Consider the following 26,549-nt stretch of genomic DNA (forward strand, 5'->3'; position numbering starts at 1 on the left):
CGGTCGCGTCGTCTCGACGCGAACCGATATCCACCTCGCCCTGAACGTTCTAGCGCACCTTGAGCCGGATCATGACAGCCTTGCCGCCGGTGTCCAGATCCTCGCGCCGGACCTCGACGCCCGCCACCGTCTCCATCAAATCGACCAGCTTGCGGAAGCCGAAATTGCGCGGGTCGAAATCCGGCATGCGCTTGAACAGGATGGTGCCGACCGGGCCGAGATGCGCCCAGCCGTCGTCGCCCGAGACGTCCTCGATCGCGGCGAAGATCTCGTCGCGCGGCAGGCGCGGCACGCTCTTCGGCGGTGACTTGCTCTTCGTCTTGGCGGGCTCGCTCGTCTGGCGCTCCTCGGCGAGCAGCAGGTCGCAATAGAAGAAGCGGTCGCAGGCGGCGACATAGGGCTTGGTCGATTTCTGCTCGCCGAAGCCGTAGACGGCGAGGCCGTCCTCGCGGATGCGGCTTGCGAGCGTGGTGAAATCGCTGTCGCTGGACGCGATGCAGAACCCGTCGAGACCCTTCTCGTGCAGCATGTCCATCGCCTCGATGGCGAGCTTCATGTCCGTCGCGTTCTTGCCGACGGCGGCTGGCGGCACATGCACCGGCGTCAGCGCATGGCTGTGCAGCAGCGGCTGCCACTGCGACATCGAGCTGGAGGCGAAATGGCCGTAGACGCGGCGGATCACGACCCGCCCGATCGTCGAGGCCTCGCGGATGATGATGGGCAGGAAATCGGCCCGGACATTGTCGGCGTCGATCAGAAGGGCGAGTTTCGCCGTGGCTCCGGGAAGTTGATCCGCCAATTTATGCTCCGATCGCAACGGGGAGCGGCAAGCGACCGCGGCGCGAGGCGCCTGCCACATGCGCGCCAGATCCCACCTTGTTAGCACAGATGCGCTGGCCTGGCCGGGACGGCGGCGCATTTCACCACTTCCTGAAGACCCTAGAACAGGCTCAGCTGTGCCGGCTGGCGGACGGGCGGGGAAAACAGGTCGGTCCGCAGCTTGAGGCTGCGCCGGTTCAGTTCCAGCCGCCGCGCCGCGATCTCGAAGCGCCGCCCGATCTGCCAGGCATAGGGGCCTTCGCCCTTCTGCCGCTTGCCGAAGGTCGCGTCATAGTCCTTGCCGCCGCGCATCGAGCGCAGCACCGACATCACGTGCCGGTAGCGGTCGGGATAGTGGCGGAGCAGCCATTCCTTGAAGATCTCGCTGACCTCGAGCGGCAGGCGCAGCAGCACGTAGCCGGCCTCGGTGGCGCCGGCGGCGACGGCCGCGTCGAGGATGCGCTCGACCTCGCTATCGTTCAGCGCCGGGATGATCGGCGCGACGAGCACGCCGACCGGCACGCCCGCATCCGCCAGCCCGCGCACGGCGTCGAGCCGGCGGCCCGGGGTCGCCGCGCGCGGCTCCATGTCGCGCGCCAGCTTGCGGTCGAGCGTGGTGATCGACAGCGCCACCTTGGCGAGGCCGCGCTCCGCCATGCGGCCGAGAATGTCGACGTCGCGCAGCACCAGCGCCGATTTGGTGACGATGCCGACCGGATGGTTGAAGCGGTCCAGTACCTCGAGGATGTCGCGCATCATGCGGTGCTGGCGCTCGATCGGCTGGTAGGGATCGGTGTTGGTGCCGATGGCGATCGTGCGCGGCTTGTAGTCCGGGTCCGAAAGCTCCTTCTCCAGGAGCTTGGCGGCGTCGGGCTTGTAGAAGAGCTTCGATTCGAAATCGAGGCCGGCCGACAGGCCCATATAGGCATGCGTCGGCCGCGCGAAGCAGTAGGAGCAGCCATGCTCGCAGCCGCGATACGGATTGATCGAGCGGTCGAAGGCGAGATCCGGCGAATCGTTGCGGGTGATGATCGTCTTCGCCTTTTCCGGCATCACCTCGGTCTTGAACGGCGGCAGCTCGTCCAGCGTCTGCCAGCCATCGTCGAAGGGGATCGACTGGAAGCGTTCGAAGCGCCCAGAGCTGTTGCTCTGGGCGCCACGTCCGCGTCGACGGTCAGGATCGATCGACGCGGTCAGGGTCGGGTCCGCCGGCATGAGCAGCGGGTCAAGATGCGGGGGGAGGGAGCGTGCGAGCGACATGAAGCGACTCATACGCCCGTTTTGAGAACAAAACAAGAACGCATGAGATTGCGACGGAACGTCTCGCTTGTTTGATCTCGCAGACGCAAAATTTAACGCTAAGATCGAAGGAATGATCAGCGTGATCCTCTCCACCCGCAATGACGAGCTGGCGCTGGCGCATGCGCTGGCGGCCCTCGTGCCTGCCGCCGCCGACGGCATGGTGCGCGAAGTGATCGTCGTCGACAGCGGCTCGACGGACGGCACGGTCGCCGTCGCCGACGCGGCCGGCTGCAAGCTCGTCGAGGGCACGGGCGAGCGCGGCGCGGATCTCGCGAGGGGCGCGAGCCTCGCCCGCTCCGACTGGCTGCTCTTCCTGTCGCCGGACGTGATGCTCGAGCCCGGCTGGCAGCGCGAGGCGCGCGACTTCATCGACCGGCTGGCGATGGCGGGCAGCGGCGCGACGCGCGCGGCCTCCTTCCGTCTCGCCCATGCCGGCTTCGGCTGGCGCTCGCGGCTGGCGGAGACCCGCGCCGCGCTCCGCGCCCGTTTGCTGGCCGCGCCCTTGCCAGAGCAGGGCCTGCTGGTTCCGTCGAGCCTCTATCGCGCCGTCGGCGGTCATCGCGCCGAGGCTCGCCGCGCCGAGAGCGATCTCGGCCGCCGCATCGGCCGCGGCAGGATGTCGTTCCTGCGCGCCCGGGCGATCTCGCGCGGCGCCGCCGCCTGACAGCCCTTCTTCCTGCCTCCCTTTAGCGGGGTCTGACCCTTTCTTCACCTCTCCCTGAGGGAGAGGTCGGAGCGAAGCTCCGGGTGAGGGTTTAGGGAACTATCCGGTGAGGCCGTAAACCCTCACCCGCCGGCCTTCGGCCGTCGACCTCTCCCTCAGGGAGAGGTGAAGGAACAGCGTCCCCCACATTCCGGGCGAGACCCTCAGGCCTGGAGCTTGCCGCGCTTCAGGTGCTCGTCGAGGCGCGGCATGATCTCGACGAAATTGCACGGCCGGCTGCGATAATCGAATTGCAGGCTGAGGATGCCGTCCCAGGCGTCCCGGCAGGCGCCGGGCGAGCCGGGGATCGCGAAGATGAAGGTCGAGTTGGCGACGCCGGCGGTGGCGCGCGACTGGATCGTCGCGGTGCCGATCTTCTCATAGCTCAGGCGATGGAACACGGCCGAGAAGCCGTCCATGCGCTTTTCGAACAGCGGCTCCACGGCCTCGGGCGTGACGTCGCGGCCGGTGAAGCCGGTGCCGCCCGTGGTGATGACGACGTCGATGCCGTCATCCTCGATCCAGCACGAGACGATGGTCCGGATCTCGTCGACATCGTCAGGGACGATGGCGCGCTCGGCCAGCACATGCCCGGCCGACTGGATGCGCTCGGCCAGCGTCTGGCCCGACCGGTCATCTTCGAGCGAGCGCGTGTCGGAGACCGTGAGCACGGCGAAGCGGACCGGAATGAAGGGCAGGGTCTCGTCGGCCATGGCGGGTTCCTCGTCGCGCAATCTCTGCCGAGACATAGTCGCTGCCAAGCGCCAAGGAAAGCGGGATAGCTAGTCGCTACCCTCCGCGGCGGTCGCGGCGATCCACCAGTCCGGATGCGCTGCTTTGATGCGCGCCGCGGCGCGGGCAGCGCTCGCATCGTCCGGATAGATCCCGAACACGGTCGCGCCGGAGCCGGACATCCGTGCCAGCAGGCAAGCCTCCGTCGCGCCGACGGCGGCGATCCCGTCGGCGATGACGGGAAGCGTCGCGATGGCCGGCGCCTCGAGATCGTTGCGCGTGCCGCGCAGCCAGGCGGCGAGCGCGGCGGCGTCGGTGAAAGTAGTCGGCAGGTCGGGCAGGGCGGGATGGTCGGCGCGGGCGAGTTGCCGGAACACGGCCGGCGTCGAGACGGCGGCGCGCGGATTGACGAGCAGCATCGGCAGCCGGGGCAGGCCGCTTGCCGGCGCGAGCCGGTCGCCGATCCCCGTGGCACGCAGCGGCGTCGAGCGCAGGCACATCGGCACGTCGGCGCCGAGCGTCGCCGCGATCGCGTCGGGCACGGTCGCCGAGCCGGCGGGGAGGGGGGCGATGCGCGCCAGCAGGCGCAGCGTCGCCGCCGCGTCGGCCGAACCGCCGCCGATGCCGGAGGCGACCGGCAGGTTTTTGATGAGCCTGAGGCCGAGGCCGCCAATCGCGCCGCCCGCCGCCTGATGCGCCCGCGCGGCGCGCAGCACGAGATTGTCCGGCCCGATATCGAGCCCGGCCGCGAAGGGGCCATCGATCCGAAGCGCTGGCGTCAGGGCGCCGGGTTCGGCGATCGCCTCGATCGTGTCGCCGATCCCGGCGAACACGACGAGACTGTCGAGCTCGTGATAGCCATCGGCGCGACGGCCGGTGACGTGCAAAGCGAGGTTGATCTTCGCCGGCGCGAATTCCGCGCCGAGCACGGCGCCGGGATCCGCGCCGTGCGTGTTTCCAGCCGGATGCGTCACTCGGCCTTGTCGAGCTTCGGAATGTCGATGACGAGACCCGGAACGATGAGGTTCGGATTGCGCAGCTTGTCGCGGTTGGCGTCGATCAGGCGGCTGTAGAGCTCGCCGTCGCCATAGACGTCGCGCGCGATCTTCCAGAGGCTGTCGCCCTTGCCGATGGTGAAGGTCTCGCCCGCCGTCGCGGCGCTGCTGGTGCCGTCCGTGGCGGTCTCCGCCGGCGCCGAAGCGACCTTCGTCTCCTCGACCTTGTCGAGCCCCTTGGCGAGCTTGGCGAGGATGCGCTCCTTGTCCTCCGGCTCGGGGTTCAGGTCGCGCGCATGCGCCCACTGGAACGTCGCCTCCAGCTTGCGCCCGACCTTCCAGTAGGCGTCGCCGAGGTGGTCGTTGATGGTCGCGTCGTCGGCCTTCAGCGAGATGGCTCGCTCGAGCTGGCCGACGGCCTCGTCGTACTTACCCTGCTTGTAGTAGGCCCAGCCGAGGCTATCGACGATGTAGCCGTCGTTCGGACGCAGCTCGACGGCCTTCTTGATCATGTCCGTGGCGCGCTCGAGGTTCAGGCCCCGGTCGATCCAGCTATAGCCGAGATAGTTGAGCACCTGCGGCTCGTCCGGCTGGATCTCCAGCGCCTTCAGGAAGTCGGGCTCGGCCTTGTCCCATTGCTGGGCGCGCTCATAGGCGATGCCGCGGAAGAAATAGATCAGCGCGTTGCGGGCATGGTCGTCGGTGATCGAGTCGATCGCCTTCGTGTACATGGCGGCCGCTTCGGCATAGCGCTTGCCGGTGCGGTTGATGGTGGCGAGCGTGGTCAGCGCGTCGATGTCGCGCGGATTGACCGCGATCAGGCGCTTCAGCCGCTTGGCGGCGTCGTCGTGCTTGCCGACCGCGTCGTAGCTGAGCGCGATCTGCAGATCGGCGTTGCGCCGGAGCGGCGAGTTCTTCGCCACCTGGTCGAAGATCGGGATCGAGCGCTCGAAGCGCTGCGCGTTCTGCGTCAGGTCGCCGAGCGCCATCAGCACCAGCTCGTTCTTCGGCTGCAGATAGAGCGCGAGCCGCAGATAGAGCGTGGCGAGATCGGAGCCGCCGCTCTCGCTGCCGAGCGCCGAGCCGAGGCCATAGAGAACCTCGGCGGCGCCGTCCTGCGGATTGCGGACGAGCGGCCCCGGCTTCTTGCCGGCATTGATCTCGGCCAGAAGCGCCGCGATGACGGGATGGCCGACGCTTTTCTTGGTGAAGCTCTCGAGGGCCTTCTTCGCTTCCTCGGTCTTGCCGGCGCGGGCCATCAGCCGGGCATAGGCCTCGACGACGCGCATCGAGCTGCCCTCGGCCTGATAGGCCTTGGTGATCGCCGCGAGCGCCGCGTCGGTGCGGCCGGCATTGGCGTTGATCAGCGCCAGGTTGAAGTTCTTGAAGATCCCGTACCACTCGGGGCCCTGGAGCGTTTCGACGATCTTGAGCGCCGCGTCGGTCTGCCCCTGGCCCTCGGCCGCCCAGGCCGCCAGCAATCCGTAGAGGATGTTGGCGAGCGGCCCCTTGTCGTCCAGGCCGAACTCCTTGCCGGCCTCGGGGTATTTCTTCGCCTTCAGGTCCTTCACGCCGAGCACGAGCCGGCCCATCCGGTTGTCCGGATTGAGCTTGACCAGTTCCTCGGCGAGCGGGATCGCGCGGTTGATGTCGCCATTGGCGACGAGCAGCGTGAAGGTGCGCTCGAGCAGGAGCGGGTTTTCCGGATCCTGGCTCAGCGCTTCCTCGAAGAAGAGCGTCGCCGCGTCATAGTCCTGCGCATTGGTGGCGCTGAGCGCCGCCAGATAGCTGCCCGCCAGTGTCGGCATGGCGTCATCCAGCAGGTCCGAGATCGAAGGCTCGGCCCGGGCGGCTGCCGTGGCGATCAGGCTGGTGCTGGCCAGCAATGCGAAACAGACCGCAACGGTGCGAAGCGGTCGGACGAACGATGTCAGCGTGCGGTGCATCGAAATCCTGTCTGATACCGTGTGTTGGTATAGAACCTCGATTCCGAGGCTGCCCAACGAGCATGGCGCTTTTAGGACGGCCCTGCAAGCAGGCCCAGCGTCGAGGCCGTGCGATGAAACGATGCGGCGAAACGACGTGCGGAAGCCGCCTCGCGGCGCGCCTCCGCAAATCCGACGATCAGTGCGCCCGCTCGATGCAGAAGTCGATCACCTCGACCAGCGCATCCTTCCAGGCGCTGTCCGGGAAGACGTCGAGCGCCTCGCGCGCGGTCTCGCCGAACTGGCGGGCCCGCTCGATCGTGTCCTCGATCGTCCGGTGCGAGCGCAGGATGGCGATGGCCTTCTCGAGGTCGCCGTCGTGGATCTCACCCTTTTCCAGCGCGCGCTGCCAGAAGGCGCGCTCGGCCTCGGAGCCGCGCCGGTAGGCCAGCACGACGGGGAGCGTGATCTTGCCCTCGCGAAAATCGTCGCCGACCTTCTTGCCGAGATCGGCGGAATTGCCGCCATAGTCGAGCGCGTCGTCGATCAGCTGGAAGGCGAGGCCGAGATAGGTGCCGTAATCGCTGAACGCCTCGCGGCGCGCCGGATCGTTATCGGCGATGATCGGGCCGACTTCGGCGGCGGCGGCGAAGAGGGCGGCCGTCTTCGCCTTGATGACGGCGAGATAGTCCTCTTCGGTGGTCGCCATGTTCTTGGCGGCCGAGAGCTGCATGACCTCGCCCTCGGCGATCACGGTCGCCGCGGTGGAAAGCACGTCGAGCGCGTCGAGCGAGCCGACCTCGACCATCATGCGGAAGGCCTGGCCGAGCAGGAAATCGCCGACCAGCACGCTCGCCTGGTTGCCCCAGAGCATCCGCGCCGCCAGCTTGCCGCGCCGAAGCTCGCTTTCGTCGACGACGTCGTCATGCAGCAGCGTCGCCGTGTGCATGAACTCGACGCTGGCGGCGAGCTTCACATGGCCGTCGCCCTGATAACCCGACATCCGGGCAGCCGCGAGCGTCAGCATCGGCCGAAGCCGCTTGCCGCCCGAGGAGATCAGATGCTGGGCGACCTCGGGGATCATCTCGACATCGGACCCGGCCTTGGACAGGATGATCTGGTTCACCCGTTCCATGTCGGCCGATACAAGCGCGACGAGAGGCTCGATCCGGGCTGCGCCCTTCTTCTTGCTCTCGTCGAGCGGAACTACCAATCCCACGGGCAACGCTCCCGGTTCGTCTCTGTTTCGCGGGCGACAATAGGGGGCCGGGGGGATCCGAACAAGTGACACTATGGCTCAGAACGGCCCTGAAGGCCCCGTTGGCATACTTTATTGCTGCATTGCGATGATCGGCGCCCGAGCTGCCCGCGCGTCATTGCCGCCGCGCCCGGCCGGTCTTACCTTCGGGGGGACGGATCATCGTCGCAAACCGCCTTCGAGGGAATATGGAAGAGCTCATCCGCACCAATGACATGGTCATGATTTCCTTTGTCGAGGCCCTCCTGAAGGATGCCGGCATCGAACATTTGGTCGTCGACCAGAACATGAGTGTGATGGAAGGGTCGCTCGGCGTGCTGCCGCGACGCATCCTCGTGCTTGCCGAAGAGGCGGATGCGGCGCGCCAGCTCCTGACCGATGCCGGCGTGGGCGGCGAGCTTCGGCCGGAGGCGCTTTAGACATGCTCGATACGGCGTTCGAGACGACGGTGGATGCGTTCCTGGGCGGGCGGGTCGAAGCCGTCCAGCCGGCGCGCGGCCATCATCGTTCCGGCCTCGATGCGGTCATCCTCGCGGCGGCGCTCGGCGCCGGTGTTCAGGGCCGCGTCGTCGATCTCGGCGCCGGGGCCGGTGTCGCCGGGCTGTCGCTGGCCGCCCGCGCCGAGCGGGCGAGCGTGGTGCTGGTCGAGCGCGAGGAAGAACTCGCCGCCTGCGCGCGGACGACGCTCGGGCTCCCGGCCAATGCCGGCTTTGCCGGGCGGGTCGACATCGTGGTGGCGGACCTGCTCGCCGGCGAGACGCGCAAGGCGGCCGGGCTGCTGCCGGAGTGCTTCGATCACGCCCTGATGAACCCGCCATTCCACGACCAAGGCCGCGTCCGGTCCTCGCCGGATGATTTTCGCGCCCGCGCTCATGTGTTGGGAGCCGGCGGCCTCGATGCCTGGTTCCGCGCCGCGGCCGCGCTCGTCCGGCCGCAGGGCACGCTGGCCGCGATCCTGCCGGCCGACCGCCTGCCGGCGATCCTTTCGGCCTGCGAGGGCCGCTTCGGCGCGCTCGCCGTCCTGCCGGTGCACCCGCGCGCCAACGAGCCGGCGACCCGCGTTCTGGTGCGCGGCATCAAGGGCAGCCGGGGCGGCATAAGGCTGCTGCCGGGCTTGCCGCTGCATGGCAGCGCCGGCTCCGCCTTCCTGCCCGGCCTTGCCGCGATCCTGCGCGACGGCGCCTCGCTTTCCGATATTCACCCCGTCTGGTCCGACCCCAATTGGGGCGAGACCGCTCTCGATCCCTCCTGAAGGCTGATCACCGTGATCCAGGACCTCAAGCAATCTTTCCTCAAGCTGCTTCCGGCGCGCTTCCGCCAGGAGAACGTCGTCGTCCCCGTCGTCCGGCTTTCCGGCGTCATCGGCGCGGTCTCGGCGCTGCGCTCCGGCATGACGCTCGGCAGCGTCGCGCCGCAGCTCGCCCGCGCCTTCGCCATGAAGCGGGCGCCGGTCGTGGCGATCCTGATCAACTCGCCCGGCGGCTCGCCGGTGCAGTCGCATCTGATCTTCAAGCGCATCCGCGCGCTCGCCGAAGAGAACAAGAAGGAAGTCATCGTCGCGGTCGAGGACGTCGCCGCGTCCGGCGGCTACCTGATCGCGCTCGCCGGCGACGTCGTCATCGCCGACCAGAGTTCGGTGGTCGGCTCGATCGGCGTCGTCTCGGCCGGCTTCGGCTTCGAGAAGCTGATCGAGAAGATCGGCGTCGAGCGCCGCGTCTACACGGCCGGCGAGAGCAAGGCGATGCTCGATCCGTTCAAGCCGGAGAAGGAAACCGACATCCAGCACCTGAAGTCGCTGCAGCGCGACGTGCACGACATGTTCATCGAGCTGGTGCGGGCGCGGCGCGGCGGGCGGCTGGCGGACGATCCGACGCTTTTCTCCGGCGCGTTCTGGTCGGGAACGCGGGGGCTCGAGCTCGGGCTGGTCGACCGGATCGGCGATCTGCGCTCCTATCTGCGCGGCCGTTTCGGCGACAAGCTGCGGCTTCTGGCGATCCAGCCGAAGCGCGGCGTGTTGGCGCGGTTCGGCGGTGGCGGGGGCGGCGGCCTTGTCTCCGCCGCGATTGCGGCCAATATGGTGGATAGTGCTGTCTCCACACTGGAGGAGCGCGCCTACTGGGCCCGGTTCGGGCTGTAGTCGAGGGCCAGGCCATCGCCAACGATCCGGGCCACGCGGATCGAGCGACACGAGGGCTCGACAGGGAAGGATGAGATGATGCCTCAGGTTCTGATGCTGGCGCTGCTGGGTACGTTGGGCGTCGTCACCGCCCGGACCCTGATGAAAGCGCGCGAACGCGTCGAGGTTCGGCTTCGGCAGGCCGAGCGCGCCATGGCCAACCGGCCGATGGCGACGCTCGTTCAGGATCCCGTGACCGGCATCTACCGCCCCAGCGACCGGTTCTGATCCGCCTCATCCTTTCGACCTAGCGGCCCGCCATCGGCGCGCCGCCTTATAGTCTTGCTCGGAGTTCAGCAAGCTGACCAGCTTGATCGGCATTGCCCTTCACCGCTCCCTCAGGGAGAGGTGAAAGAACGGGCCGCTTCAATCTTGCATCACACTCAGAACACGCGGCGAACCGCGCCGGTGTTGGCAGCGCAATTGCGCTCGGCCGCGCGCCGCATGTTGCGCCCGACGCCTTCACAGCTCGAGGGTGCCCGGTAGCCGACGCGGACCTCATTCGGGCAGATGCAGGACATTGCCTGCGACAGGCAGCCCGACGGCATGTTGGCGAAACCGAAATCATTGCAGGAAACCGACGGCATGCCGCCGTCGCCGCCGCCGTCCGGCCCGCCGGGAACCGTCGAGGACGACGAGCCGCCGGACGGGCGGGTCGAGGCGCCCGGCGCCGTCTGGGCGACGGCCGGCGCGATGTCGGCCACGAAAAGCGAGGCAACCGCGAGCGCCGCGAGGGCGAAGGACGCGCGCTTGCTGGACTTGCCCGTGTAGGATTTGGCGAAAAACTGGGTCGTCATGATGGGGCTCCTTCGAGCTGGCCATCGATGGCGACGCGACATCCGGACCGACTTATGTCGTCCGCGCGCCTCATGCGCTCCCGTTCGGGTTTCGCACCGGGGAATTGTCCCGGTCGACGGCACGGGGAACATCCCTCAAGCCGGCCCCTCGCGGTATGACGGGGGTCACAGGATCGCTGTGACCCCCACCACTAATCAAGCTTAGCCGCTGACCTTGGAGAAATCCGCCACCGCCAGCGTCGCGCTGCGGATGGCGTTCAGGAGGTTGAGGCGGTTGACGCGGACTTCCGCCTCCTCGGCATTGACGAGCACCTTGTCGAAGAAGGCGTCGACCGGCGCGCGCAGGCGGGCGAGCGCGGTAATCGCGCCCTCATAGTCCTCGCGGGCGACGGCGGCCTCCGCCTCGGCGCGGGCCGTGGCGATGGCGACGTGCAGGGCACGCTCTTCGGACAGCTTGAGGTGCGCGGCGTCGACCGCGCCCTCGAAGCTCTCGCCCTTCTTCTCTTCCGCCTTCAGGATGTTGGCGGCGCGGCGATAGCCGGCGAGCAGGTTCTTGCCGTCCTCGGTGTCGAGGAACTGGCCGAGCGCCTCGACGCGCCGCGAAATCAGCAGCAGGTCGTCCTGGCCGCCGAGCGCGAACACGGCGTCGACGAGGTCATGCCGGGCGCCCTGGTCGCGCAGTTGCATCTTCAGCCGGTCGGCGAAGAAGGCGATCAGGTCGGCGATGATCGCCGGCGTCTTGGCGTCAAGATCGCGGCGCAGCCGGCGGCCGAAGCTCTCCAGCGCGTTGTCGAGATCCTGCTCGCCGTCGACGTCCTCGGTCGAGACGGTGCTCTGCGCCGTCTCGTAGGCGGTCAGTGCTTCCGCCTCGGTCTGGTCGTTGTAGCCGGCGATCGCCTGGGCAATGGCGTCGTTCAGCGACAGCTTGTCGTTGGTCGACAGCGCGATGCGGATGACGCCGAGCGCGGCGCGGCGCAGCGCGTAGGGGTCCTTGCTGCCGGTCGGCTTCTCGTCGATCGCCCAGAAGCCGGTCAGCGTGTCGAGCTTGTCGGCGAGCGCCACCGCGATCGCGACCGGATCGGTCGGCACGCGGTCGCCCGGACCCTGCGGCTTGTAGTGATCCTCGATCGCCGCGGCGACGGACTCGTCCTCGCCCTGGGCGATGGCGTAGTAGCGGCCCATCAGGCCCTGCACCTCGGGGAACTCGCCGACCACCTCGGTGACGAGATCGGTCTTGGCGAGCAGCGCGGCGCGGCGGGCCTTGTCGACGTCGGCGCCGACCAGCGGCGCGATCGCCGCGGCGAGCTTCTGCAGGCGCAGGATGCGCTCCGCCTGGGTGCCGAGCTTCTCGTGGAAGACGATCTGCTCGAACTTCGGCAGCCGCTCTTCGAGCCGGGTCTTCAGGTCGGTGTCGTAGAAGAACTTGGCGTCCGACAGGCGGGCGCGGATGACGCGGCCATTGCCGGCCGTGATCGCCGCGCCGCCGTCCTTCGCCTCGATGTTCGAGACGAGCACGAAGCGGTTGGCGAGCTCGGTGGTGCCGGGCCGGCGCACGACGAAGCACTTCTGGTTGGCGCGGATGGTGGCGCGGATCACTTCCGGCGGGATCGCCAGGAAATCTTCCTCGAAGGTGCCGACCAGCACGACCGGCCATTCGACCAGGCCGGCGACCTCTTCCAGCAGGCCCTCGTCCTCGACCAGCTCCAGCCCGAGCGCGAACACGCGGTCGCGCGCGTCATGCAGGATGATGTCCTTGCGGCGGTCGGCGTCCAGCACCACCGAGGCATGGTCGAGCTTCTCGATATAGTCGTCGAAGCGCTTCACGGGGATCGCGCTCGGCGCGATGAAGCGGTGGCCGTAGGTGACGTTGCCGGAACGGATGCCGTCGATCTCGAAGTCGATGACTTCGGGTTCCTCGGTCTCCGGCCCGAAGGTGCAGACGATCGCCTGCAGCGGGCGCACCCATTGCAGCTTGCCGGTGCCCCAATGCATGGATTTGGGCCACGGGAACGAGCGGATGATGGCGGGGATCGCGGTGGCGATCACGTCCTTGGTGTCGCGGCCGGGCTTCTCGATATGAGCGACGTAGAAATCGCCCTTCTTCGGATCCGAATGGACATGCGCCTGGTCGAGCGAGGTAAGGCCGGCACCGCGCAGAAATCCCTGGATGGCGGCGTCGGGCGCGCCGACTTTCGGCCCCTTGCGGTCCTCGCGGGTGGCGGCGGAGTGGGTCGGGATGCCGGTGACGGTCAGCGCCAGGCGGCGCGGCGTCGAGAACGCCTTGGCGCCCTCATAATGCAGGCCGGCCTCGACGAGCGCGTCGGTGACGAGCTTCTTCAAATCCTCCGCCGCCTTGCGCTGCATGCGGGCGGGGATTTCCTCGGAGAAGAGTTCAAGCAGAAGATCGGGCATTTATTCTTTTCCCCCGGCCGGGGTTTCGAGCCAGGCGGCGCCGCAGGCCTTGGCCAGTTCGCGGACGCGCAAGATGTAGCTCTGGCGCTCGGTGACGGAGATCACGCCGCGCGCGTCGAGCAGGTTGAAGGCGTGGCCTGCCTTGAGGCACTGGTCATAGGCCGGCAGCACCATGCCGCCGGCGGCCAGCAGCGCCTGGCACTCCCGCTCGCAGTCCGCGAAGCGGCGGAACAGGATCTCGGTATCGGCGAATTCGAAATTGTGCCGCGAATATTCCTGCTCGGCCTGCTTGAAGACGTCGCCATAGGTGACCTTTTCGTCGCCCTCGCGGCCGTTGAAGTTCAGGTCGTAGACGTTCTCGACGCCCTGCACATACATGGCGAGGCGCTCGAGGCCGTAGGTGAGCTCGCCCGAGACCGGGTTGCACTCGATGCCGGCGACCTGCTGGAAATAGGTGAACTGCGACACTTCCATGCCGTCGCACCAGCACTCCCAGCCAAGGCCCCAGGCGCCGAGCGTCGGATTCTCCCAGTCGTCCTCGACGAAGCGCACGTCATGCAGCGCCATGTCGATGCCGATGGCGCGCAGCGAGTCGAGATAGAGCTCCTGCAGGTTCGGCGGGTTCGGCTTCAGGATGACCTGGAACTGGTAATAGTGCTGCAGCCGGTTCGGGTTCTCGCCATAGCGGCCGTCCTTCGGCCGGCGCGACGGCTGCACATAGGCGGCCTTCCACGGCTTCGGACCGAGCGAGCGCAGCATGGTCGAGGGATGCGAGGTACCGGCGCCCACTTCCATGTCGTAGGGCTGCAGGATCGCGCAGCCATAATCGGCCCAGAAGCGCTGCAGCGTCAGGATCAGGCCCTGGAAGGACCGGTCGGGGCGCATGTGGGGAGGAAGTGTGTCGAACACCGGCAAACCTTGAGAAATTCGGACGCGCGCGTGATGCGACGCGAAGGCGGCGCACCCTAATCGCGCGGCGCCCGCGCGGTCAAGGAAGCGCGGTGCGCTTGGGTCCGCAGGCGGGGCGGAAGGGCGCGGCATGGCGTTCGGTATGGATCGAATCGATGCCCCGCGCCTTATCCTTGAACCTTATCGAAGCGTCCCTGGACCTTATCGAAGCGCCGTCCGCTTCCTATGATCAGGCGGACGCCGATGGCGTCGCCGCATAAAACTGCAAGGAGAATGCCCATGTCGTCCTTCAAGGCCGTCCTGATCGAGAAGGACGCCGGCGGGGCCCAGTCCGTCGGCTTCGGCACGCTGACCGACGCGGATCTGATGGAAGGCGACGTCACGGTCCGCATCGAGCGCTCGACCGTCAACTACAAGGACGGCCTCGCGATCACGGGCCGCGCGCCGGTCGTGCGGCGATTCCCCATGGTGCCCGGCGTCGATGGCGTCGGCATCGTCGAGCAGTCGAGCTCGCAGTCCTTCAAGCCGGGCGACCGGGTGCTGCTCAACGGCTGGGGCGTCGGCGAGCTGCATCTCGGCGCCTGGGCCGAGCGGGCGCGCTGGAAGAGCGACTGGCTGATTTCGCTGCCCTCCGGCTTCTCGCCGGACGAGGGCATGGCGATCGGCACGGCCGGCTATACGGCGATGATGTGCGTGATGGCGCTGGAGCGGCACGGCATCGGCCCCGCGGGCGGACCGATCCTGGTCACGGGTGCGGCGGGCGGCGTCGGCTCCGTCGCCGTCGCGCTGCTCGCCGGCCTCGGCTACCACGTCGTCGCCTCGACGGGACGGCCGGAAGAGGCCGACTATCTGAAGCAGCTCGGCGCTGCCGAGATCATCGCGCGTTCCGAGCTGGAGGGCAGCGGCAAGCCGCTGGCGCGCGAGCGCTGGATCGGCGCGATCGACGTCGTCGGCGGCCAGACGCTCGCCAATGTCCTCTCCATGATCCGCTATGACGGCGCGGTCGCGGCCTGCGGCCTCGCCGGCGGCATGGAACTGCCGGCAACGGTCGCGCCGTTCATCCTGCGCGGCGTCTCGCTCTACGGCATCGATTCCGTCTATGTGCCGAAGCCCGTCCGCGTCGCCGTCTGGGACCGCCTCGACCGCGACCTCGACCGCGCCAAACTCGCCGCGATGACGAAACGCATCGCCTTCGACGAGGTCATCGACTCGGCGCGCGAAATCGTCGACGGCAGGATCCGGGGCCGGATCGTGGTGGAGATCGGGTAGGGGAAAGCTGCGGCCGACAGGTGCACGCTCGGCGTCTCGGTGTGTCGGATGGAAAGGCTCAACCGGCGGATGGATGGATCCCGGCCTTCGCCGGGATGACGGGGGAGGATGTCGGATCGGCCGGGGGTCACGAGCCGTCCGGCGTTGCCGCTTAGGCTTCGGCACGGCCGCGTGGGACGGCCTTGGCACGGCTGCCTCGGAAAAACCCAACAGGATCAGGCTCCCCGTCTCCCCACCCTCGCCGTCATCCCTGCGAAAGCAGGGATCCACCTTTTTCCGGCATCAGGTGGTGTCGCGGCGGCGGGAGTATCCGGCGTTTCGGACCCAAAGGCTTCGGTCACGCCGACGCATGGATCCCTGCTTCCGCAGGGATGACGGGGGAGGGTGTGGGAGCGCCGGGGCTACGAGCCGTCTGGACTACCCCTTGGGTTTGGCACCATCTGTCAGGCTTCGGCATTGTCGCGTGAGGCGGCTTCGGCGGTACTGCCTCGAAAAGCCCAACAGACACAGGCTCCCCATCTCCCCACGCTCGCCGTCATCCCGGCGAAGGCCGGGATCCATCCATTCGCGTTCTTGGGAAGTTCGACGCCCGACGCCTCGGCTGAATGGATCCCGGGTCAAGCCCGGGATGACGGCGAGGGTGAGGCGAGGAAGCGTGCTATCCTGCGGGCTCCGGGTAGAAGGAAAACGCGCCCTCAGATCCAGCCGCCGCCGTAGGTCTTGTAGAAGACGTGGTGGCCGAGCTTCTGCATCTTTTTCATCGTCTTGGCCCAGCGCGGCCGGACATAGGTCGCGTGGTAGTGCGTCGACGAGCCGACGTCGGCGTTCCACCAATTGTCCTCGTTGAGCACGCGCTTGGCCAGCATCTGCGCACGCTTCCACGACTCCATGTCGGTGATGCGGTCGGGGATGCCGTCGCAGGCGAACGAGAACTGGCAGGCGTTGCGCATGTCCTTGTTCTGGTAGACGACGCCGCAGACCGTCTTCGGATAGGCCGGGTTCTTCAGCCGGTTGATCACGACCTGGGCGACCGCGAGCTCGCCCTTCAGCGGCTCGCCGCGCGCCTCGAAATAGATCGCCGTCGCCAGGCATTTCTGCTCGGTCGCCGAGCGCGCATTCGGCGGGATCTTGTTCATCACCCACCAATGGTCGGGCTTGCCGTCCTTGCCGATCGCGGTCGGGCCCATCGGCTTGCCGAGCAGCGCCTGGAAGGGGGCGCTCATCGACCGGTCGATATCGGCCGGCGCATAGGCGGAGACCACGGCGCTGCCGTCGACGACATTGCCGGAGCCCTTCGCGCTCTTCTCGGCCTTGCCGGCGGCGCGCGCGAGTTCGTTGCGGCGGGGGATCGGCGCGATCGAGGCGAGCGCGACGACCGGCTTCGCCACTGTGTCCTTGGGCGCCGCGTCCTTCGAGGCATAGCGCAGCGCGCCGTCCGGCTGGGCGACGTCCTGCGCCGTGGCGAAGGCCATCTTCGGCACGGCGTTGGCGTTGCTGAAGGCGCTGGCGAGTTCCTGGCCCTTGAGCACGCCCGCCTTGAAATGCGCGGCCGAGGCGGCGCGGACGGGGGCGGGCTTGCGCAGCGCCACGGTGATGTCGTGCTTGCCGCCGCGATTAACCTGGGGCGGCGTGAATTCCGGGGCCGAGACGGGGCCTTGCACCACCACCTGCAGCTCGGGCTCGATGATCAGGCCGTCGCTCTTGACCTCGCCGGCGACGAGCTGGGCGGTCGGCGGCGGCGAGACGAAGGTCGGCAGATAGGCTTCGCCCTTCTTCGCCGGCACGAGCCGGGCCAGCCAGCGCTGGCCAATGGGCAGGTCCTTGCCATAGGTGCTGGCGACGTCCTGCAGCGCGACCGTGGTCGACGAGAGCGCGAGGAGCCCGCCGGCGAGCAGGCCGGAGAGGAGGGCGATGCGATGGAGCGAGGGTCTCGGGCGTCGCTTGCGCAGGGCCAGCCGGGGATCGCGTCCGAGATGGGCGCGGGATGCCATTGCCGTCGTCGGACGCCGCACGAGACCAGCCATGAGGGACGCAACTCCACGCGCACGAAACAGGAGGGACCAGTGTGGTTCGCCGGTCACGTGGCTTGAATCTGCGGCATTAACCTTGAAAGACGGTTAACGGCTCGTAAGGCGGGTTCGGGGAAGCGAAGCGGGAGGAGGGGAATTGGCTCAGTCTCTGTTTCGTAAGGCTGCCTGAGCGGCTGCCAGACGGGCGACGGGGACCCGGAAGGGCGAACAGGAGACGTAGTCAAGGTTAATTTCGGCGAAAAAATGGATCGAGGCGGGATCGCCGCCATGCTCGCCGCAGACGCCGAGCTTCAGATCGGGCCGCGTCGCGCGACCGCGCACGCAGGCGATGCGGATCAGTTCGCCCACACCCTCGCGGTCGATCGAGGCAAAGGGATCGTGCGGCAGGATACCGCGCGCCAGGTAGGTGTTCAGGTACGTCGCGGCGTCGTCGCGCGAGATGCCGAAGGTCGTCTGCGTCAGATCGTTGGTGCCGAACGAGAAGAAAGTCGCCTCGCGGGCGAGCTCGCCGGCGGCAAGCGCTGCGCGCGGCAGCTCGATCATCGTGCCGAGCTGGTAGGGCGGGGCGCGGCCGTGCAGCTTCTTCACCAGCGCCTCGGCGGCGCGGATATGGCCGTTGACGAGGTCCAGCTCCGCCTTGGAGGCGATCAGCGGCACCATGATCTCGAGATCGACGGCGACGCCGGTCTGGTCGGCGACGTCGAGCGCCGCTTCCAGGATGGCGCGCGCCTGCATGGCGATGATCTCGGGGAAGGAGATGGCGAGGCGGACGCCGCGATGACCGAGCATCGGGTTCGCTTCCTCGAGCGCATGCGTGCTGGCGCGGATCTTTGCCGGCGGAATGCCCATGATCGCGGCAAGCTCGGCGATCTCGGTCTCGCCCTTCGGCAGGAATTCGTGCAGCGGCGGATCGAGCAGGCGGATCGTCACCGGCAGGCCGGTCATGATCTCGAACAGCGAGGCGAAGTCGCTGCGCTGCATCGGCAAGAGCTTGGCGAGCGCGTCGGCGCGGGCGGCGTCCGTCTCGGCCAGGATCATCTCGCGCACGGCGACGATGCGGCGCGCGTCGAAGAACATGTGCTCGGTGCGGCAGAGGCCGATGCCCTCGGCGCCGAAGCCGCGGGCGGCGCGCGCATCGGCCGGCGTGTCGACATTGGTGCGGACCTTGAGCCGGCGGAAACTGTCGGCCCATTCCATCAGCTCGGCGAAGGCGCCGGAGAGCTCCGGCTCGCGCAGCGGCACGGCGCCGACCAGCACCTGGCCGGTGCCGCCGTCGATGGTGATCGTGTCGCCGCGCCGGATGGTGCGGCCGCCCGACGTCAGCGTGCCGGCGTGGAAATCGACGCGGATCGTGCCGGCGCCGCAGACGCAGGGCTTGCCCATGCCGCGCGCCACCACGGCGGCGTGGCTGGTCATGCCGCCGCGCGTCGTCAGGATGCCGCGCGCCGCGTGCATGCCGTGCACGTCCTCGGGGCTGGTCTCGACGCGGACGAGGATTACCTTGCGCCCCTGCGTGCGGGCGATCTCCGCTTCCTCCGAGGTGAACACGACCGTGCCGCTCGCAGCCCCCGGAGAAGCCGGCAGGCCGCGTGCGAACAGGTCGCTGCCGGATTCCGGGTCGATCGTCGGATGCAGGAGCTGCTCCAGCATGCGCGGCTCGATCCGCGCCACAGCCTCGGCGCGGGTGATCAGCCCTTCGTGCGCCATGTCGACGGCGGTCTTCAGCGCCGCGTGGATGGTGCGCTTGGCGGGGCGGGCCTGCAGCATCCAGAGCCGGCCGCGCTCGATCGTGAATTCGAGATCGAGCATGTCGCGGTGGTGCTTTTCCAGCGCCGTGCAGACGGCGCGGAATTCGGCGAACACCTCCGGCATCGACGTTTCCAGCGAGGGCGCGTCCGAGCCGGTCTCGCGGCGGGCGATCTCGGTCAGGTCCTGCGGCGTGCGCATGCCGGAGACGACGTCCTCGCCCTGCGCGTTCGGCAGGAACTCGCCCCAGAGGATGTTCTCGCCGGTCGAGGGATGGCGCGTGAAGGCAACGCCGGTGGCCGAGGTCTCGCCGAGATTGCCGAACACCATCGCCTGCACGGTGACGGCGGTGCCACCGCCATCGGGCAGATTGTTGATGCGGCGATAGGCTTTCGCGCGCGGATTGTTCCAGGAGCGGATAACGGCGGAGATCGCGCCCCAGAGCTGGTCGTCGGCCGCCTGCGGGAAGGGCGCGTCCAGCTCCTCGGCGACGAGCGCCTTGAACAGATCGCAGACCGCCTGCCAGTCGTCGGCGTCGAGGTCGCCGTCGAGCGTGTAGCCGCGCTCGAGCTTGTAGTCTTCGAGCCGCTCCTCGAACACGGAATGATCGAGCCCGAGCACGACGTCGCCATACATCTGGATGAAGCGGCGATAGCTGTCGAAGGCGAAGCGGCGATCGTCGGAGACGAGCGCGAGGCCCTCGACGGTCTCGTCGTTGAGGCCGAGATTGAGGACGGTGTCCATCATGCCCGGCATCGACACGGCCGCGCCCGAGCGGACGGAGACGAGAAGCGGGTGCTCGGCATCGCCGAAGCGATGGCCGGCGACGGCGGCGATCCCCTCCAGCGCGGCGGCGACCTCGCCCGCGAGCCCGGCCGGAAACGCGTCGTCGCCCGCCAGGAAGCGCCGGCAGAGCTCGGTCGAGATGGTGAAGCCCGGCGGCACCGGCAGGCCGAGCGCGCTCATCTCGGCGAGACCAGCGCCCTTCGCACCGAGGATCTCCTTCAGCGCGACGTCACCCTCGGCGCTTCCGCCACCAAAGGTGTAGACCCATTTCGTCATCTTGGCGCACGCTCCCGCGGCAACCGGCAGGAGCCGGCGCATGATCTAGCTAGATCAGGCTCTTGGTGCGCTGCAACACGAAAATATTGAAACAACTGCGCGCAGAGGGCCGGGACGGCTGCAATTTTGGCGAGCCGGCCGGATCCCGCGTCAGGCCGAAGCCTTTCGCGCGGCCCATTCCGAGGCCAGCACGGCATAGATGTATTCGTCGCCCCATTGGCCGTCGAAGCGGTCGTTCTGCACGAGATGCGCCTCGCGCCGGAGGCCGAGGCGCTCGACCACGCCGACCGATCCCCGGTTGGCGGCGTCAAGCCGCGCGAAGATCCGGTGGAAGCCGAAGCGGGTGAAACCGAAGTCGATCATCCGCGCCACCGCCTCGGTGGCATAGCCCTTTCCGGCCGAGGCGGGATGGAAGATGTAGCCGACTTCGCCCTGCAGCGCCGCCCGGCTCGCAAGCTTCAGCAGCGTCTCGCCGATGACGGCATCGCCGTCCTTCGTCACCACCGCGAGGCGGAAAACGTCGCCATCGGCCTCGAAGGGGGCTTCGAGCGTCGCGTCGAACTGCGACCGCAGGGCATCGCCGGCCGGCGGCGCGGCATAGAGATAGCGATAGACCTCGGGGAGGGCGTGATAGGCGGCGTAGGCGGTAAAATCCGCCTCGACGAACGGCCGCAGCGTCAAGCGGTCGGTCGCGAGGGGGCCTTGCAGGTTTTCGAAGTTCATGCGGTCGGGATGTTCCGGAGCCGGGGTGGGGGATCTGGCGCGGATCAGCGTGCCAGGTCGAGATCGAGCGAGAAGGGATGGCCCTCGAAGGCGTCGCGGCCGCGGCCGATCGCCTCGACGGCGCTGACCATGCGGCCCCGGCGGCCGAGCACTTCGTCGGCGAGGCGGACCAGGCGCAGATTGGGCGTCGCCGACGGCGAGCCGGCGCGAATCAGGGCGGCGATCTCGGCCTCGTCGCGCTCCGGGCGCAGGGCGCAGACCGTGATGAAGGCGGCGGCGGTCGAGCGGCTGATGCCGGCGAAGCAATGGATGACGATCGGCTTCTCCGGCTTCCAGCCCTCGACGAAATCGAGCAGCGCCGTGACATGCTCCTCGGCCGGCGGCGTCATGCCCTCCATCGGCTCGAGGATATCGTTGAAGGCGAGGAAGAGATGGCGGTTTTCCGGGATCGCGACGGGGCGCTCGACCGGGGTTCCGGCGTTGATCAGCGTCACCAGATGGCTGGCGCCGGTCTGGGCGACGGTGGCGCCGATGCGGGACAATGAGCAGACGTGAATGCGGGACATTGTTGTTCTCCTTGCACCTTCTCGGTGTGCGCTTCGCCGGCGACGGCAGGGCCGTCCCCGTGGCAGCTTCGGGGGAAGCGCGGCGAACGCGCTCCCGGAAGGGTTATGTAGTGGGTCGGGCCGCCCGGGTCACGCCGAAATGGCGTTTGCCGCCCTCGCGCCGGCGAGCGCGTCGAAGCGCTCGAGGAAGATCCGCTGCGCCTCCGCCGTCGGCCAGGGATCGAGCGCCAGCTGCGACCGCAGGATGCCGCGCGGGCGGCCGAAGAACTTGGCCGCTTCCGTTTCGCTGAAGCCGGCGAGCCCCGTCGCCTCGAAGAACGCGGCGACCCGGTCCGCCGCCTTGATCGCGTCTGTGAGCGCTGCCGGGCGTTCGGCCGGCAGGCCGAAGCGAATGTGGATCGCCGCCTGCAGCCGCGCCTCGACCGCCTTGTATTCGCCGCCGACCAGCGCCTTGAACGGCGAGATCATGTCGCCGACGACATATTCCGGCGCGTCGTGCAGCAGCGCGGCGAGACGATCCGCCTCGCTCAGCGACGGCTTGGCGAGCGCCGCGATCTGCTCGACCAGCACGGAGTGCTGCGCGACGGAGAAGGCATGCGCGCCGCTTGTCTGCCCGTTCCAGCGCGCGACGCGGGCGAGACCATGCGCGATGTCGCTGATCTCGATGTCGAAGGGGGAGGGGTCGGCGAGGTCGAGACGGCGGCCGGACAGCATGCGCTGCCAGACGCGAGGGCGCGCGGGGCTCATGCCGCTCCCTCGTCGTCGCCGCTCGGCCAGCCGAAGCGGGCGAAGGGCGGCAGCGAGATGGCGAGCGGCACGCCCTCGGCGGTGACGGCGATGCCCTGGTCGAGCGCGCGGCGGGCGCGGTCGAGCCGGATCAGCCCGATGCCGCCCTTGCCATTCTCCGTGTCGTAGGAGCCGCCGAGCGTGCCGATCGGCTTGCCGTCCGCCTCGATCGGGCTGCCGGCGGGCGGCAGCGCCGCCTCGCTCGTCACCGCGACCGCGCGCCGGCGCGCCGTGCCGCGATGCTCCATGCGCGAGACGATCTCCTGCCCGACATAGCAGCCCTTGCGGAAATCGAGGCCGCCGAGATCGTCCATGTCGACATCATGCGGAAACGCGTCGCCGAAGGCGAAGTCGCGGCCGCCCTCGGGGACGGTGAGGCCGGTGCGCCAGGCGTGATAATCCGCCTCGGAGGCGGCCGCATAGCCGTCGACGGCGAGCGGCGCGTCGACGGGAAGGATGGCGCGAAAGCCGAGGGCGGCGAGGCGAGGATCGCGCGCGACCGGGCCTTCGATCGCGGGCCGCGCGTCGGAACCCCAGAAGGCATAGACGGCGTCGCTGTCGCTGCGATTGGCGATCTCGACCTTGGCGCGCAGCCGGTAGAGCGTCATCCGCTTCTGGAAGTCGGCGACGAGCGCGCGCGGGAGGTCGAAGAGATAACCGCCCTCGGTTGGCAAGATGATGAAATCAAACAGGATCTTGCCCTGCGGCGACAGCAGCGCCCCGAAGCCGGCGCCGGCGGATTGGACCGCCGCCATGTCCGTCGTGACGATGTTCTGGAGGAACGTTTCCGCCTCGGGACCGCCGATGAAGACGGTTCCGCGATCGGTGAGTTGGGCATATGACCCATTACGCATAGACATGGTTCCCATGCATAGGACGCGCTTGTGAAGTTGGCTCACCTTCCTTAAGCCGATGCTCGCGATCCGTCTTCAAGCTCAAGCGGATCGGCTGTGCACTGGGGAGGGCGGCCATGTCGGAAACCTACGAGTTTCTTTTTCGGAACGGAACGGTCGTCAATCAGGACGGCACGGGAACGCATGACATCGCCGTGCGCGATGGCCGAATCGCCGCCATCGGCGACGTCGACCCGCGCCGCGCCGGCAAGGTGATCGACTGCACCGGCCTGCATATATTGCCTGGCGTCGTCGATACACAGGTGCATTTTCGCGAGCCTGGCGCCGAGCAGAAGGAAGATCTCGAAACCGGATCGCGCGGCGCCGTGCTTGGCGGCGTGACCGGCGTCTTCGAGATGCCGAACACCAACCCGACCACGACCACCGCCGAGGCGCTGGCCGACAAGATCGCTCGCGGCAAGCATCGCATGCATTGCGATTTCGCCTTCTGGGTCGGCGGCACGCGCGAGAACGTCAACGACATCCCCGATCTGGAGCGCCTGCCGGGTGCTGCCGGCATCAAGGTGTTCATCGGCTCCTCGACCGGCAATCTGCTGGTCGCCGACGATGAGGGCATCGCCGCGATCCTCTCGAAGACCCGCCGCCGCGCCGCCTTCCACTCCGAGGACGAGATGCGGCTCGAGGCGCGCAAGCCCCTGCGCGTCGAGGGCGATCCGTCCTCGCACCCGATCTGGCGCGACGAGATCGCCGCCATGCAGGCGACCGAGCGCCTCGTCTCGATCGCCCGTCGCGCCGGCGCCCGCATCCATGTGCTGCACATCTCGACCGCCGAGGAAATCGACTATCTGGCGCTGCACAAGGATGTCGCCTCCGCCGAGGCGACGCCGCACCACCTGACGCTGTCCTCCGAGGACTATGCCCGCCTCGGCACGCTCCTGCAGATGAACCCGCCGATCCGCGATGCGCACCACCGCACCGGCATCTGGAAGGGCATCTCGCAGGGCATCATCGACGTGCTCGGCTCCGACCACGCCCCGCACACGCTGGAAGAGAAGGCCAAGACCTATCCGGCCTCGCCCTCCGGCATGACGGGCGTGCAGACGCTGGTGCCGATCATGCTCGACCACGTCAATGCCGGCCGGCTGACGCTGGAACGGCTGGCCGACCTGACCTCCGCTGGCCCGGCGCGCCTGTTCGGCATGGCCCGAAAGGGCCGCATCGCCGTCGGCTACGACGCCGATCTCACCATCGTCGACATGAAGCGGCGCGAGACGATCACCAATTCCTGGATCGCGTCGCGCGCCGGCTGGACCCCCTATGACGGCAAGCGCGTCATCGGCTGGCCGGTCGGCACCGTCGTGCGCGGCCGCCGCGTCATGTGGGACGGCGAGATCGTCGAGCCGTCGACCGGCGAGCCGATCACCTTCCTGGAAGCGCTGCCGCGCGGCTAGCATCGCCCTCGCTTCGAGGCGGCCGCGCCTGCGCCGACGCAGGCCGGCCGATCGAGCGGCATTCTCCCGAGTCTCTGGCCTTATCGAGGCCAGAGATATGAGGTCTTGCTCCGGCCGACCTCCCACGCTCGCCGTCATCCCGGCCCCCGAGCCGGGATCCATTCAGCCGAGACCTTGGGAGTCGTATTCGACCAAGGGCGCGGCTGCATGGATCCCCGCCTTCGCGGGGATGACGGAGGAGGGCGGAACGGCCCGATCCGCGCATCCTCGAGCCATCTCAACAGGATGAGTGTGGCGCTGTGCAAGATTTCCTCGAGGCGAGAGGTCAAGGAAGGGCCCCGCTGGAGGGGAGGGTCAGCGCCCCTCAGAGCGCTTCGATCACCACGGACTCGGCCGACCGCGTGGCGGGGCCGTGATGGACCGCCTCGATGTTGTTGCCGGCCGGATCGAGCAGGAATGCCGCGTAATAATTCGGATGGTAATCGCGCAGGCCCGGCGCGCCATTGTCGCGGCCGCCCGCCTTCAGTCCCGCCGCGTAAAAGGCGTTGACGGTCGCCTGGTCCTTCGCCTGGAAGGCGAGGTGGCAGCGTCCGGTCGTCGGCTCGCCGGCCGTGACCGCGAGGTCGTCGGCGAAGAGCATGTTATCGCCGTAGACGATCGGAACGCCGAGGACGCCCAGAACCGCGTCATAGAAGCGGCGATTGGCCTCGAAGTCGCTGACGACCAGCTGGACGTGATCAATCAGCCGTCCGCGATGGAATTGCATGCCTGCCATGCTTGTCATGATGTTCCCCTATCGAGAGAGTAGAACAAATCATGAACTTTACGCGACGTCAAGGCGGCGCGGCGGGGACTCAGTCGCCCGCTTCGAAATAGGTCCAGGTGCCGTCCGGCGCGATGCCGACGCGATAGAACAGGTAGGCGCCGAAGCTCTTCATCTCGTCATAGTCGGAGGAGGTGAGGAGGCGGAACAGCTCGACCATCTGCGGCGGCGTCAGCGCGTTGATCGGATAGCGGGCGAAATAGGGCCAGACATAGGCCTCCTGCGGCGTGCCGACATCGACATGGACATAGCCGGCGTCGAGGACCTCGCTCAGGATCGCCAGGATCTCGCGGCCTTCCGGATCGCCGGACTGCGACTTGAGGAAGGCGACCGGATCCTTGTCCTGGTTGGCGTCGGCGCCGAGATTGGGCGGCGAGCGGTTGGCGTCGATGATCGGCTTCAACTTCTCGATGTCGCCGGTCTTGGCCGCCTCGAGCAGTTTTTCGCGCAGCTGGCGGACCGGCTCGGGCAGCTTGGAGACGTCATATTCGATGACCGGCAGCGGCGCGTCCGGGGTGACCGGGGCGGGCGTTGCGGCCTGCTCGGCGTCGTCCCCAGCGCCGGCATTGTCCTCGTCGCTCGGATCCGGCTGGATGGTGATGCTCTGCGTCGGCACGCTCTTGCTCTCGCCGGCCACGAGGGCCCGGGAATGCGCCGTTCCGACCATCGTCATCGCGACCGCGATCCCTGCCACCGTCCAACGCCCAAGCATGCCTGCCTCCAAGAATTCGTCCGGAACCCGTCCGCCAGTCATAGACGACCGAGGGAGAACGGCCAAGCGCCGCACAGATGCGAAAAGCCTCGCCAGCGTCACCGCTGCGAGGCTCGTTGTCGACGGGTCAGATTGTCCAGGACCTACTGGATGGTCCGCTGCAAGGTGAATTCACCCCGGCGGACGCGGTCCGGCAGGGAGACCGCGAGATCGGCGACGGCGTCCTCGCCATAGGTGTCGATCAGGTCGGAAAGGGCGGCGAACAGCGCGGCATGGGCCAGGATGTCGGGCTCGATGCCTTCGGCGATCGCCTCGTCCCAGGCTTCCGTCAGATAGGCGAGCGCCGCGCGCTTCTGTTCCGCAATTTCGATCTCGTCGTGATCGTGTTCCATAGGGTCGCCTGCTTTCCGCGTCACTTATGGGCAGAAATCGAATCGCCCTTGTTCGCAACGTAGCACGTGCTGATGCCGGCGGGCCGGGATCCTGAAGAAGGGGTTAA

25 protein-coding genes are annotated in these 26,549 nt (G+C 68.1%); 7 read left to right on the forward strand and 18 right to left on the reverse strand.

Translation table 11 applies throughout. The annotated features are described in order from the left end of the window. Window positions 1–49: 49 nt before the first annotated feature. Complete coding sequence (locus AC6HZP_RS08625) at window positions 50–799, reverse strand: NYN domain-containing protein (RefSeq protein ID WP_201403163.1); 750 nt, start codon at window positions 797–799, stop codon at window positions 50–52. A gap of 140 nt (window positions 800–939) precedes the next feature. Further along, complete coding sequence (locus tag AC6HZP_RS08630) at window positions 940–2,034, reverse strand: PA0069 family radical SAM protein (protein ID WP_244669963.1); 1,095 nt, start codon at window positions 2,032–2,034, stop codon at window positions 940–942. A 157-nt stretch (window positions 2,035–2,191) separates the two neighbouring features. Here AC6HZP_RS08630 and AC6HZP_RS08635 point away from each other — a divergent pair, with 157 nt between their 5' ends. Then, the gene (locus tag AC6HZP_RS08635) at window positions 2,192–2,785 is read left to right on the forward strand and encodes a glycosyltransferase (protein ID WP_497526225.1); all 594 of its coding nucleotides are present in this window, start codon (window positions 2,192–2,194) and stop codon (window positions 2,783–2,785) included. A gap of 203 nt (window positions 2,786–2,988) precedes the next feature. Here the strand turns inward: AC6HZP_RS08635 and moaB are convergent, their stop codons facing one another. The 4 genes from moaB to AC6HZP_RS08655 all read right to left on the reverse strand — a co-directional run bounded on the left by moaB (window position 2,989) and on the right by AC6HZP_RS08655 (window position 7,695). Continuing rightward, window positions 2,989–3,537 carry a molybdenum cofactor biosynthesis protein B gene (gene moaB / locus AC6HZP_RS08640; protein WP_497526226.1) on the reverse strand — a complete coding sequence of 183 codons (549 nt, stop codon included), beginning with the start codon at window positions 3,535–3,537 and terminating at the stop codon, window positions 2,989–2,991. A 69-nt stretch (window positions 3,538–3,606) separates the two neighbouring features. Beyond that, window positions 3,607–4,530: a 4-(cytidine 5'-diphospho)-2-C-methyl-D-erythritol kinase gene (locus AC6HZP_RS08645; protein ID WP_497526227.1), complete on the reverse strand. Its 924-nt coding sequence runs from the start codon at window positions 4,528–4,530 to the stop codon at window positions 3,607–3,609. After that, entirely contained in the window at window positions 4,527–6,437 is a 1,911-nt protein-coding gene (locus AC6HZP_RS08650) for a tetratricopeptide repeat protein (protein WP_497526228.1), read from the reverse strand. Before AC6HZP_RS08650 ends, AC6HZP_RS08645 begins: the two co-directional genes overlap by 4 nt. Before the next feature lie 238 nt (window positions 6,438–6,675). Beyond that, window positions 6,676–7,695: a polyprenyl synthetase family protein gene (locus AC6HZP_RS08655; RefSeq protein WP_497526229.1), complete on the reverse strand. Its 1,020-nt coding sequence runs from the start codon at window positions 7,693–7,695 to the stop codon at window positions 6,676–6,678. 227 nt (window positions 7,696–7,922) lie between these two features. On the opposite strand from AC6HZP_RS08655, the gene AC6HZP_RS08660 reads away from it, so the two are divergent. The 4 genes from AC6HZP_RS08660 to AC6HZP_RS08675 all read left to right on the forward strand — a co-directional run bounded on the left by AC6HZP_RS08660 (window position 7,923) and on the right by AC6HZP_RS08675 (window position 10,138). Next, a complete protein-coding gene (locus AC6HZP_RS08660) occupies window positions 7,923–8,153 on the forward strand; it encodes a putative signal transducing protein (RefSeq protein WP_497526230.1) in 231 nt (76 codons plus the stop codon). A gap of 2 nt (window positions 8,154–8,155) precedes the next feature. After that, window positions 8,156–8,986, forward strand: coding sequence for a tRNA1(Val) (adenine(37)-N6)-methyltransferase (locus tag AC6HZP_RS08665; RefSeq protein ID WP_497526231.1), 831 nt, complete (start codon window positions 8,156–8,158; stop codon window positions 8,984–8,986). Between the two features lie 3 nt (window positions 8,987–8,989). After that, the gene (locus AC6HZP_RS08670; protein ID WP_497526762.1) at window positions 8,990–9,871 is read left to right on the forward strand and encodes a S49 family peptidase; all 882 of its coding nucleotides are present in this window, start codon (window positions 8,990–8,992) and stop codon (window positions 9,869–9,871) included. A gap of 75 nt (window positions 9,872–9,946) precedes the next feature. Further along, entirely contained in the window at window positions 9,947–10,138 is a 192-nt protein-coding gene (locus AC6HZP_RS08675) for a hypothetical protein (protein WP_244669869.1), read from the forward strand. 155 nt (window positions 10,139–10,293) lie between these two features. Here the strand turns inward: AC6HZP_RS08675 and AC6HZP_RS08680 are convergent, their stop codons facing one another. The 3 genes from AC6HZP_RS08680 to AC6HZP_RS08690 form a co-directional block, all read right to left on the reverse strand. Continuing rightward, window positions 10,294–10,707: a hypothetical protein gene (locus AC6HZP_RS08680; RefSeq protein ID WP_497526232.1), complete on the reverse strand. Its 414-nt coding sequence runs from the start codon at window positions 10,705–10,707 to the stop codon at window positions 10,294–10,296. Window positions 10,708–10,908: 201 nt separating this feature from the next. Next, window positions 10,909–13,119, reverse strand: coding sequence for a glycine--tRNA ligase subunit beta (gene glyS / locus AC6HZP_RS08685; RefSeq protein ID WP_497526233.1), 2,211 nt, complete (start codon window positions 13,117–13,119; stop codon window positions 10,909–10,911). Continuing rightward, the gene (locus AC6HZP_RS08690; RefSeq protein ID WP_497526763.1) at window positions 13,120–14,004 is read right to left on the reverse strand and encodes a glycine--tRNA ligase subunit alpha; all 885 of its coding nucleotides are present in this window, start codon (window positions 14,002–14,004) and stop codon (window positions 13,120–13,122) included. A 297-nt stretch (window positions 14,005–14,301) separates the two neighbouring features. Between AC6HZP_RS08690 and acuI the strand changes: the two genes are divergently transcribed. After that, window positions 14,302–15,297, forward strand: a complete 996-nt coding sequence (acuI, locus tag AC6HZP_RS08695) for an acrylyl-CoA reductase (NADPH) (RefSeq protein ID WP_497526234.1) — start codon at window positions 14,302–14,304, stop codon at window positions 15,295–15,297. 695 nt (window positions 15,298–15,992) lie between these two features. On the opposite strand, the gene AC6HZP_RS08700 is transcribed toward acuI, so the two are convergent. The 6 genes from AC6HZP_RS08700 to ygfZ form a co-directional block, all read right to left on the reverse strand. Beyond that, window positions 15,993–17,321 carry a cell wall hydrolase gene (locus tag AC6HZP_RS08700; protein WP_497526235.1) on the reverse strand — a complete coding sequence of 443 codons (1,329 nt, stop codon included), beginning with the start codon at window positions 17,319–17,321 and terminating at the stop codon, window positions 15,993–15,995. 147 nt (window positions 17,322–17,468) lie between these two features. Further along, window positions 17,469–20,135 (reverse strand): pyruvate, phosphate dikinase, encoded by a 2,667-nt coding sequence (ppdK, locus tag AC6HZP_RS08705; RefSeq protein WP_497526236.1) that lies wholly within the window; start codon window positions 20,133–20,135, stop codon window positions 17,469–17,471. Window positions 20,136–20,285: 150 nt separating this feature from the next. Further along, window positions 20,286–20,858, reverse strand: coding sequence for a GNAT family N-acetyltransferase (locus AC6HZP_RS08710; RefSeq protein ID WP_497526237.1), 573 nt, complete (start codon window positions 20,856–20,858; stop codon window positions 20,286–20,288). 44 nt (window positions 20,859–20,902) lie between these two features. Beyond that, window positions 20,903–21,424, reverse strand: coding sequence for a tyrosine phosphatase family protein (locus AC6HZP_RS08715; RefSeq protein ID WP_201403178.1), 522 nt, complete (start codon window positions 21,422–21,424; stop codon window positions 20,903–20,905). Window positions 21,425–21,553: 129 nt separating this feature from the next. Next, on the reverse strand, window positions 21,554–22,171 hold the full coding sequence (locus AC6HZP_RS08720) for an HD domain-containing protein (RefSeq protein WP_497526238.1): 618 nt from the start codon (window positions 22,169–22,171) through the stop codon (window positions 21,554–21,556). Next, entirely contained in the window at window positions 22,168–23,064 is an 897-nt protein-coding gene (gene ygfZ / locus AC6HZP_RS08725) for a CAF17-like 4Fe-4S cluster assembly/insertion protein YgfZ (RefSeq protein ID WP_497526239.1), read from the reverse strand. The genes AC6HZP_RS08720 and ygfZ overlap by 4 nt, the downstream gene beginning before the upstream one ends. Before the next feature lie 116 nt (window positions 23,065–23,180). On the opposite strand from ygfZ, the gene AC6HZP_RS08730 reads away from it, so the two are divergent. Then, window positions 23,181–24,515, forward strand: a complete 1,335-nt coding sequence (locus AC6HZP_RS08730) for a dihydroorotase (protein WP_497526240.1) — start codon at window positions 23,181–23,183, stop codon at window positions 24,513–24,515. 364 nt (window positions 24,516–24,879) lie between these two features. Here the strand turns inward: AC6HZP_RS08730 and AC6HZP_RS08735 are convergent, their stop codons facing one another. The 3 genes from AC6HZP_RS08735 to AC6HZP_RS08745 form a co-directional block, all read right to left on the reverse strand. Further along, window positions 24,880–25,290: a VOC family protein gene (locus AC6HZP_RS08735; protein WP_497526764.1), complete on the reverse strand. Its 411-nt coding sequence runs from the start codon at window positions 25,288–25,290 to the stop codon at window positions 24,880–24,882. Window positions 25,291–25,369: 79 nt separating this feature from the next. Continuing rightward, window positions 25,370–26,050 carry a hypothetical protein gene (locus AC6HZP_RS08740; RefSeq protein WP_497526241.1) on the reverse strand — a complete coding sequence of 227 codons (681 nt, stop codon included), beginning with the start codon at window positions 26,048–26,050 and terminating at the stop codon, window positions 25,370–25,372. Between the two features lie 143 nt (window positions 26,051–26,193). Beyond that, entirely contained in the window at window positions 26,194–26,442 is a 249-nt protein-coding gene (locus AC6HZP_RS08745) for a hypothetical protein (protein ID WP_018182523.1), read from the reverse strand. Window positions 26,443–26,549 lie beyond the last annotated feature (107 nt).

This window comes from Kaistia sp. SLG-1, from assembly GCF_059699055.1.

Excerpts from the sequence above, each read along its gene's own strand:
- AC6HZP_RS08700 (WP_497526235.1), bottom strand. The coding sequence starts at position 17,321 with ATGGCTGGTCTCGTGCGGCGTCCGACGACGGCAATGGCATCCCGCGCC.
- ppdK (WP_497526236.1), bottom strand. The coding sequence starts at position 20,135 with ATGACGAAATGGGTCTACACCTTTGGTGGCGGAAGCGCCGAGGGTGAC.
- AC6HZP_RS08715 (WP_201403178.1), bottom strand. The coding sequence starts at position 21,424 with ATGTCCCGCATTCACGTCTGCTCATTGTCCCGCATCGGCGCCACCGTC.
- AC6HZP_RS08675 (WP_244669869.1), top strand. The coding sequence starts at position 9,947 with ATGATGCCTCAGGTTCTGATGCTGGCGCTGCTGGGTACGTTGGGCGTC.
- AC6HZP_RS08720 (WP_497526238.1), bottom strand. The coding sequence starts at position 22,171 with ATGAGCCCCGCGCGCCCTCGCGTCTGGCAGCGCATGCTGTCCGGCCGC.
- AC6HZP_RS08735 (WP_497526764.1), bottom strand. The coding sequence starts at position 25,290 with ATGGCAGGCATGCAATTCCATCGCGGACGGCTGATTGATCACGTCCAG.
- AC6HZP_RS08660 (WP_497526230.1), top strand. The coding sequence starts at position 7,923 with ATGGAAGAGCTCATCCGCACCAATGACATGGTCATGATTTCCTTTGTC.
- AC6HZP_RS08690 (WP_497526763.1), bottom strand. The coding sequence starts at position 14,004 with ATGCGCCCCGACCGGTCCTTCCAGGGCCTGATCCTGACGCTGCAGCGC.
- glyS (WP_497526233.1), bottom strand. The coding sequence starts at position 13,119 with ATGCCCGATCTTCTGCTTGAACTCTTCTCCGAGGAAATCCCCGCCCGC.
- AC6HZP_RS08630 (WP_244669963.1), bottom strand. The coding sequence starts at position 2,034 with ATGCCGGCGGACCCGACCCTGACCGCGTCGATCGATCCTGACCGTCGA.
- AC6HZP_RS08745 (WP_018182523.1), bottom strand. The coding sequence starts at position 26,442 with ATGGAACACGATCACGACGAGATCGAAATTGCGGAACAGAAGCGCGCG.
- ygfZ (WP_497526239.1), bottom strand. The coding sequence starts at position 23,064 with ATGCGTAATGGGTCATATGCCCAACTCACCGATCGCGGAACCGTCTTC.
- AC6HZP_RS08710 (WP_497526237.1), bottom strand. The coding sequence starts at position 20,858 with ATGAACTTCGAAAACCTGCAAGGCCCCCTCGCGACCGACCGCTTGACG.
- AC6HZP_RS08730 (WP_497526240.1), top strand. The coding sequence starts at position 23,181 with ATGTCGGAAACCTACGAGTTTCTTTTTCGGAACGGAACGGTCGTCAAT.
- moaB (WP_497526226.1), bottom strand. The coding sequence starts at position 3,537 with ATGGCCGACGAGACCCTGCCCTTCATTCCGGTCCGCTTCGCCGTGCTC.
- AC6HZP_RS08680 (WP_497526232.1), bottom strand. The coding sequence starts at position 10,707 with ATGACGACCCAGTTTTTCGCCAAATCCTACACGGGCAAGTCCAGCAAG.
- AC6HZP_RS08665 (WP_497526231.1), top strand. The coding sequence starts at position 8,156 with ATGCTCGATACGGCGTTCGAGACGACGGTGGATGCGTTCCTGGGCGGG.
- AC6HZP_RS08635 (WP_497526225.1), top strand. The coding sequence starts at position 2,192 with ATGATCAGCGTGATCCTCTCCACCCGCAATGACGAGCTGGCGCTGGCG.
- acuI (WP_497526234.1), top strand. The coding sequence starts at position 14,302 with ATGCCCATGTCGTCCTTCAAGGCCGTCCTGATCGAGAAGGACGCCGGC.
- AC6HZP_RS08740 (WP_497526241.1), bottom strand. The coding sequence starts at position 26,050 with ATGCTTGGGCGTTGGACGGTGGCAGGGATCGCGGTCGCGATGACGATG.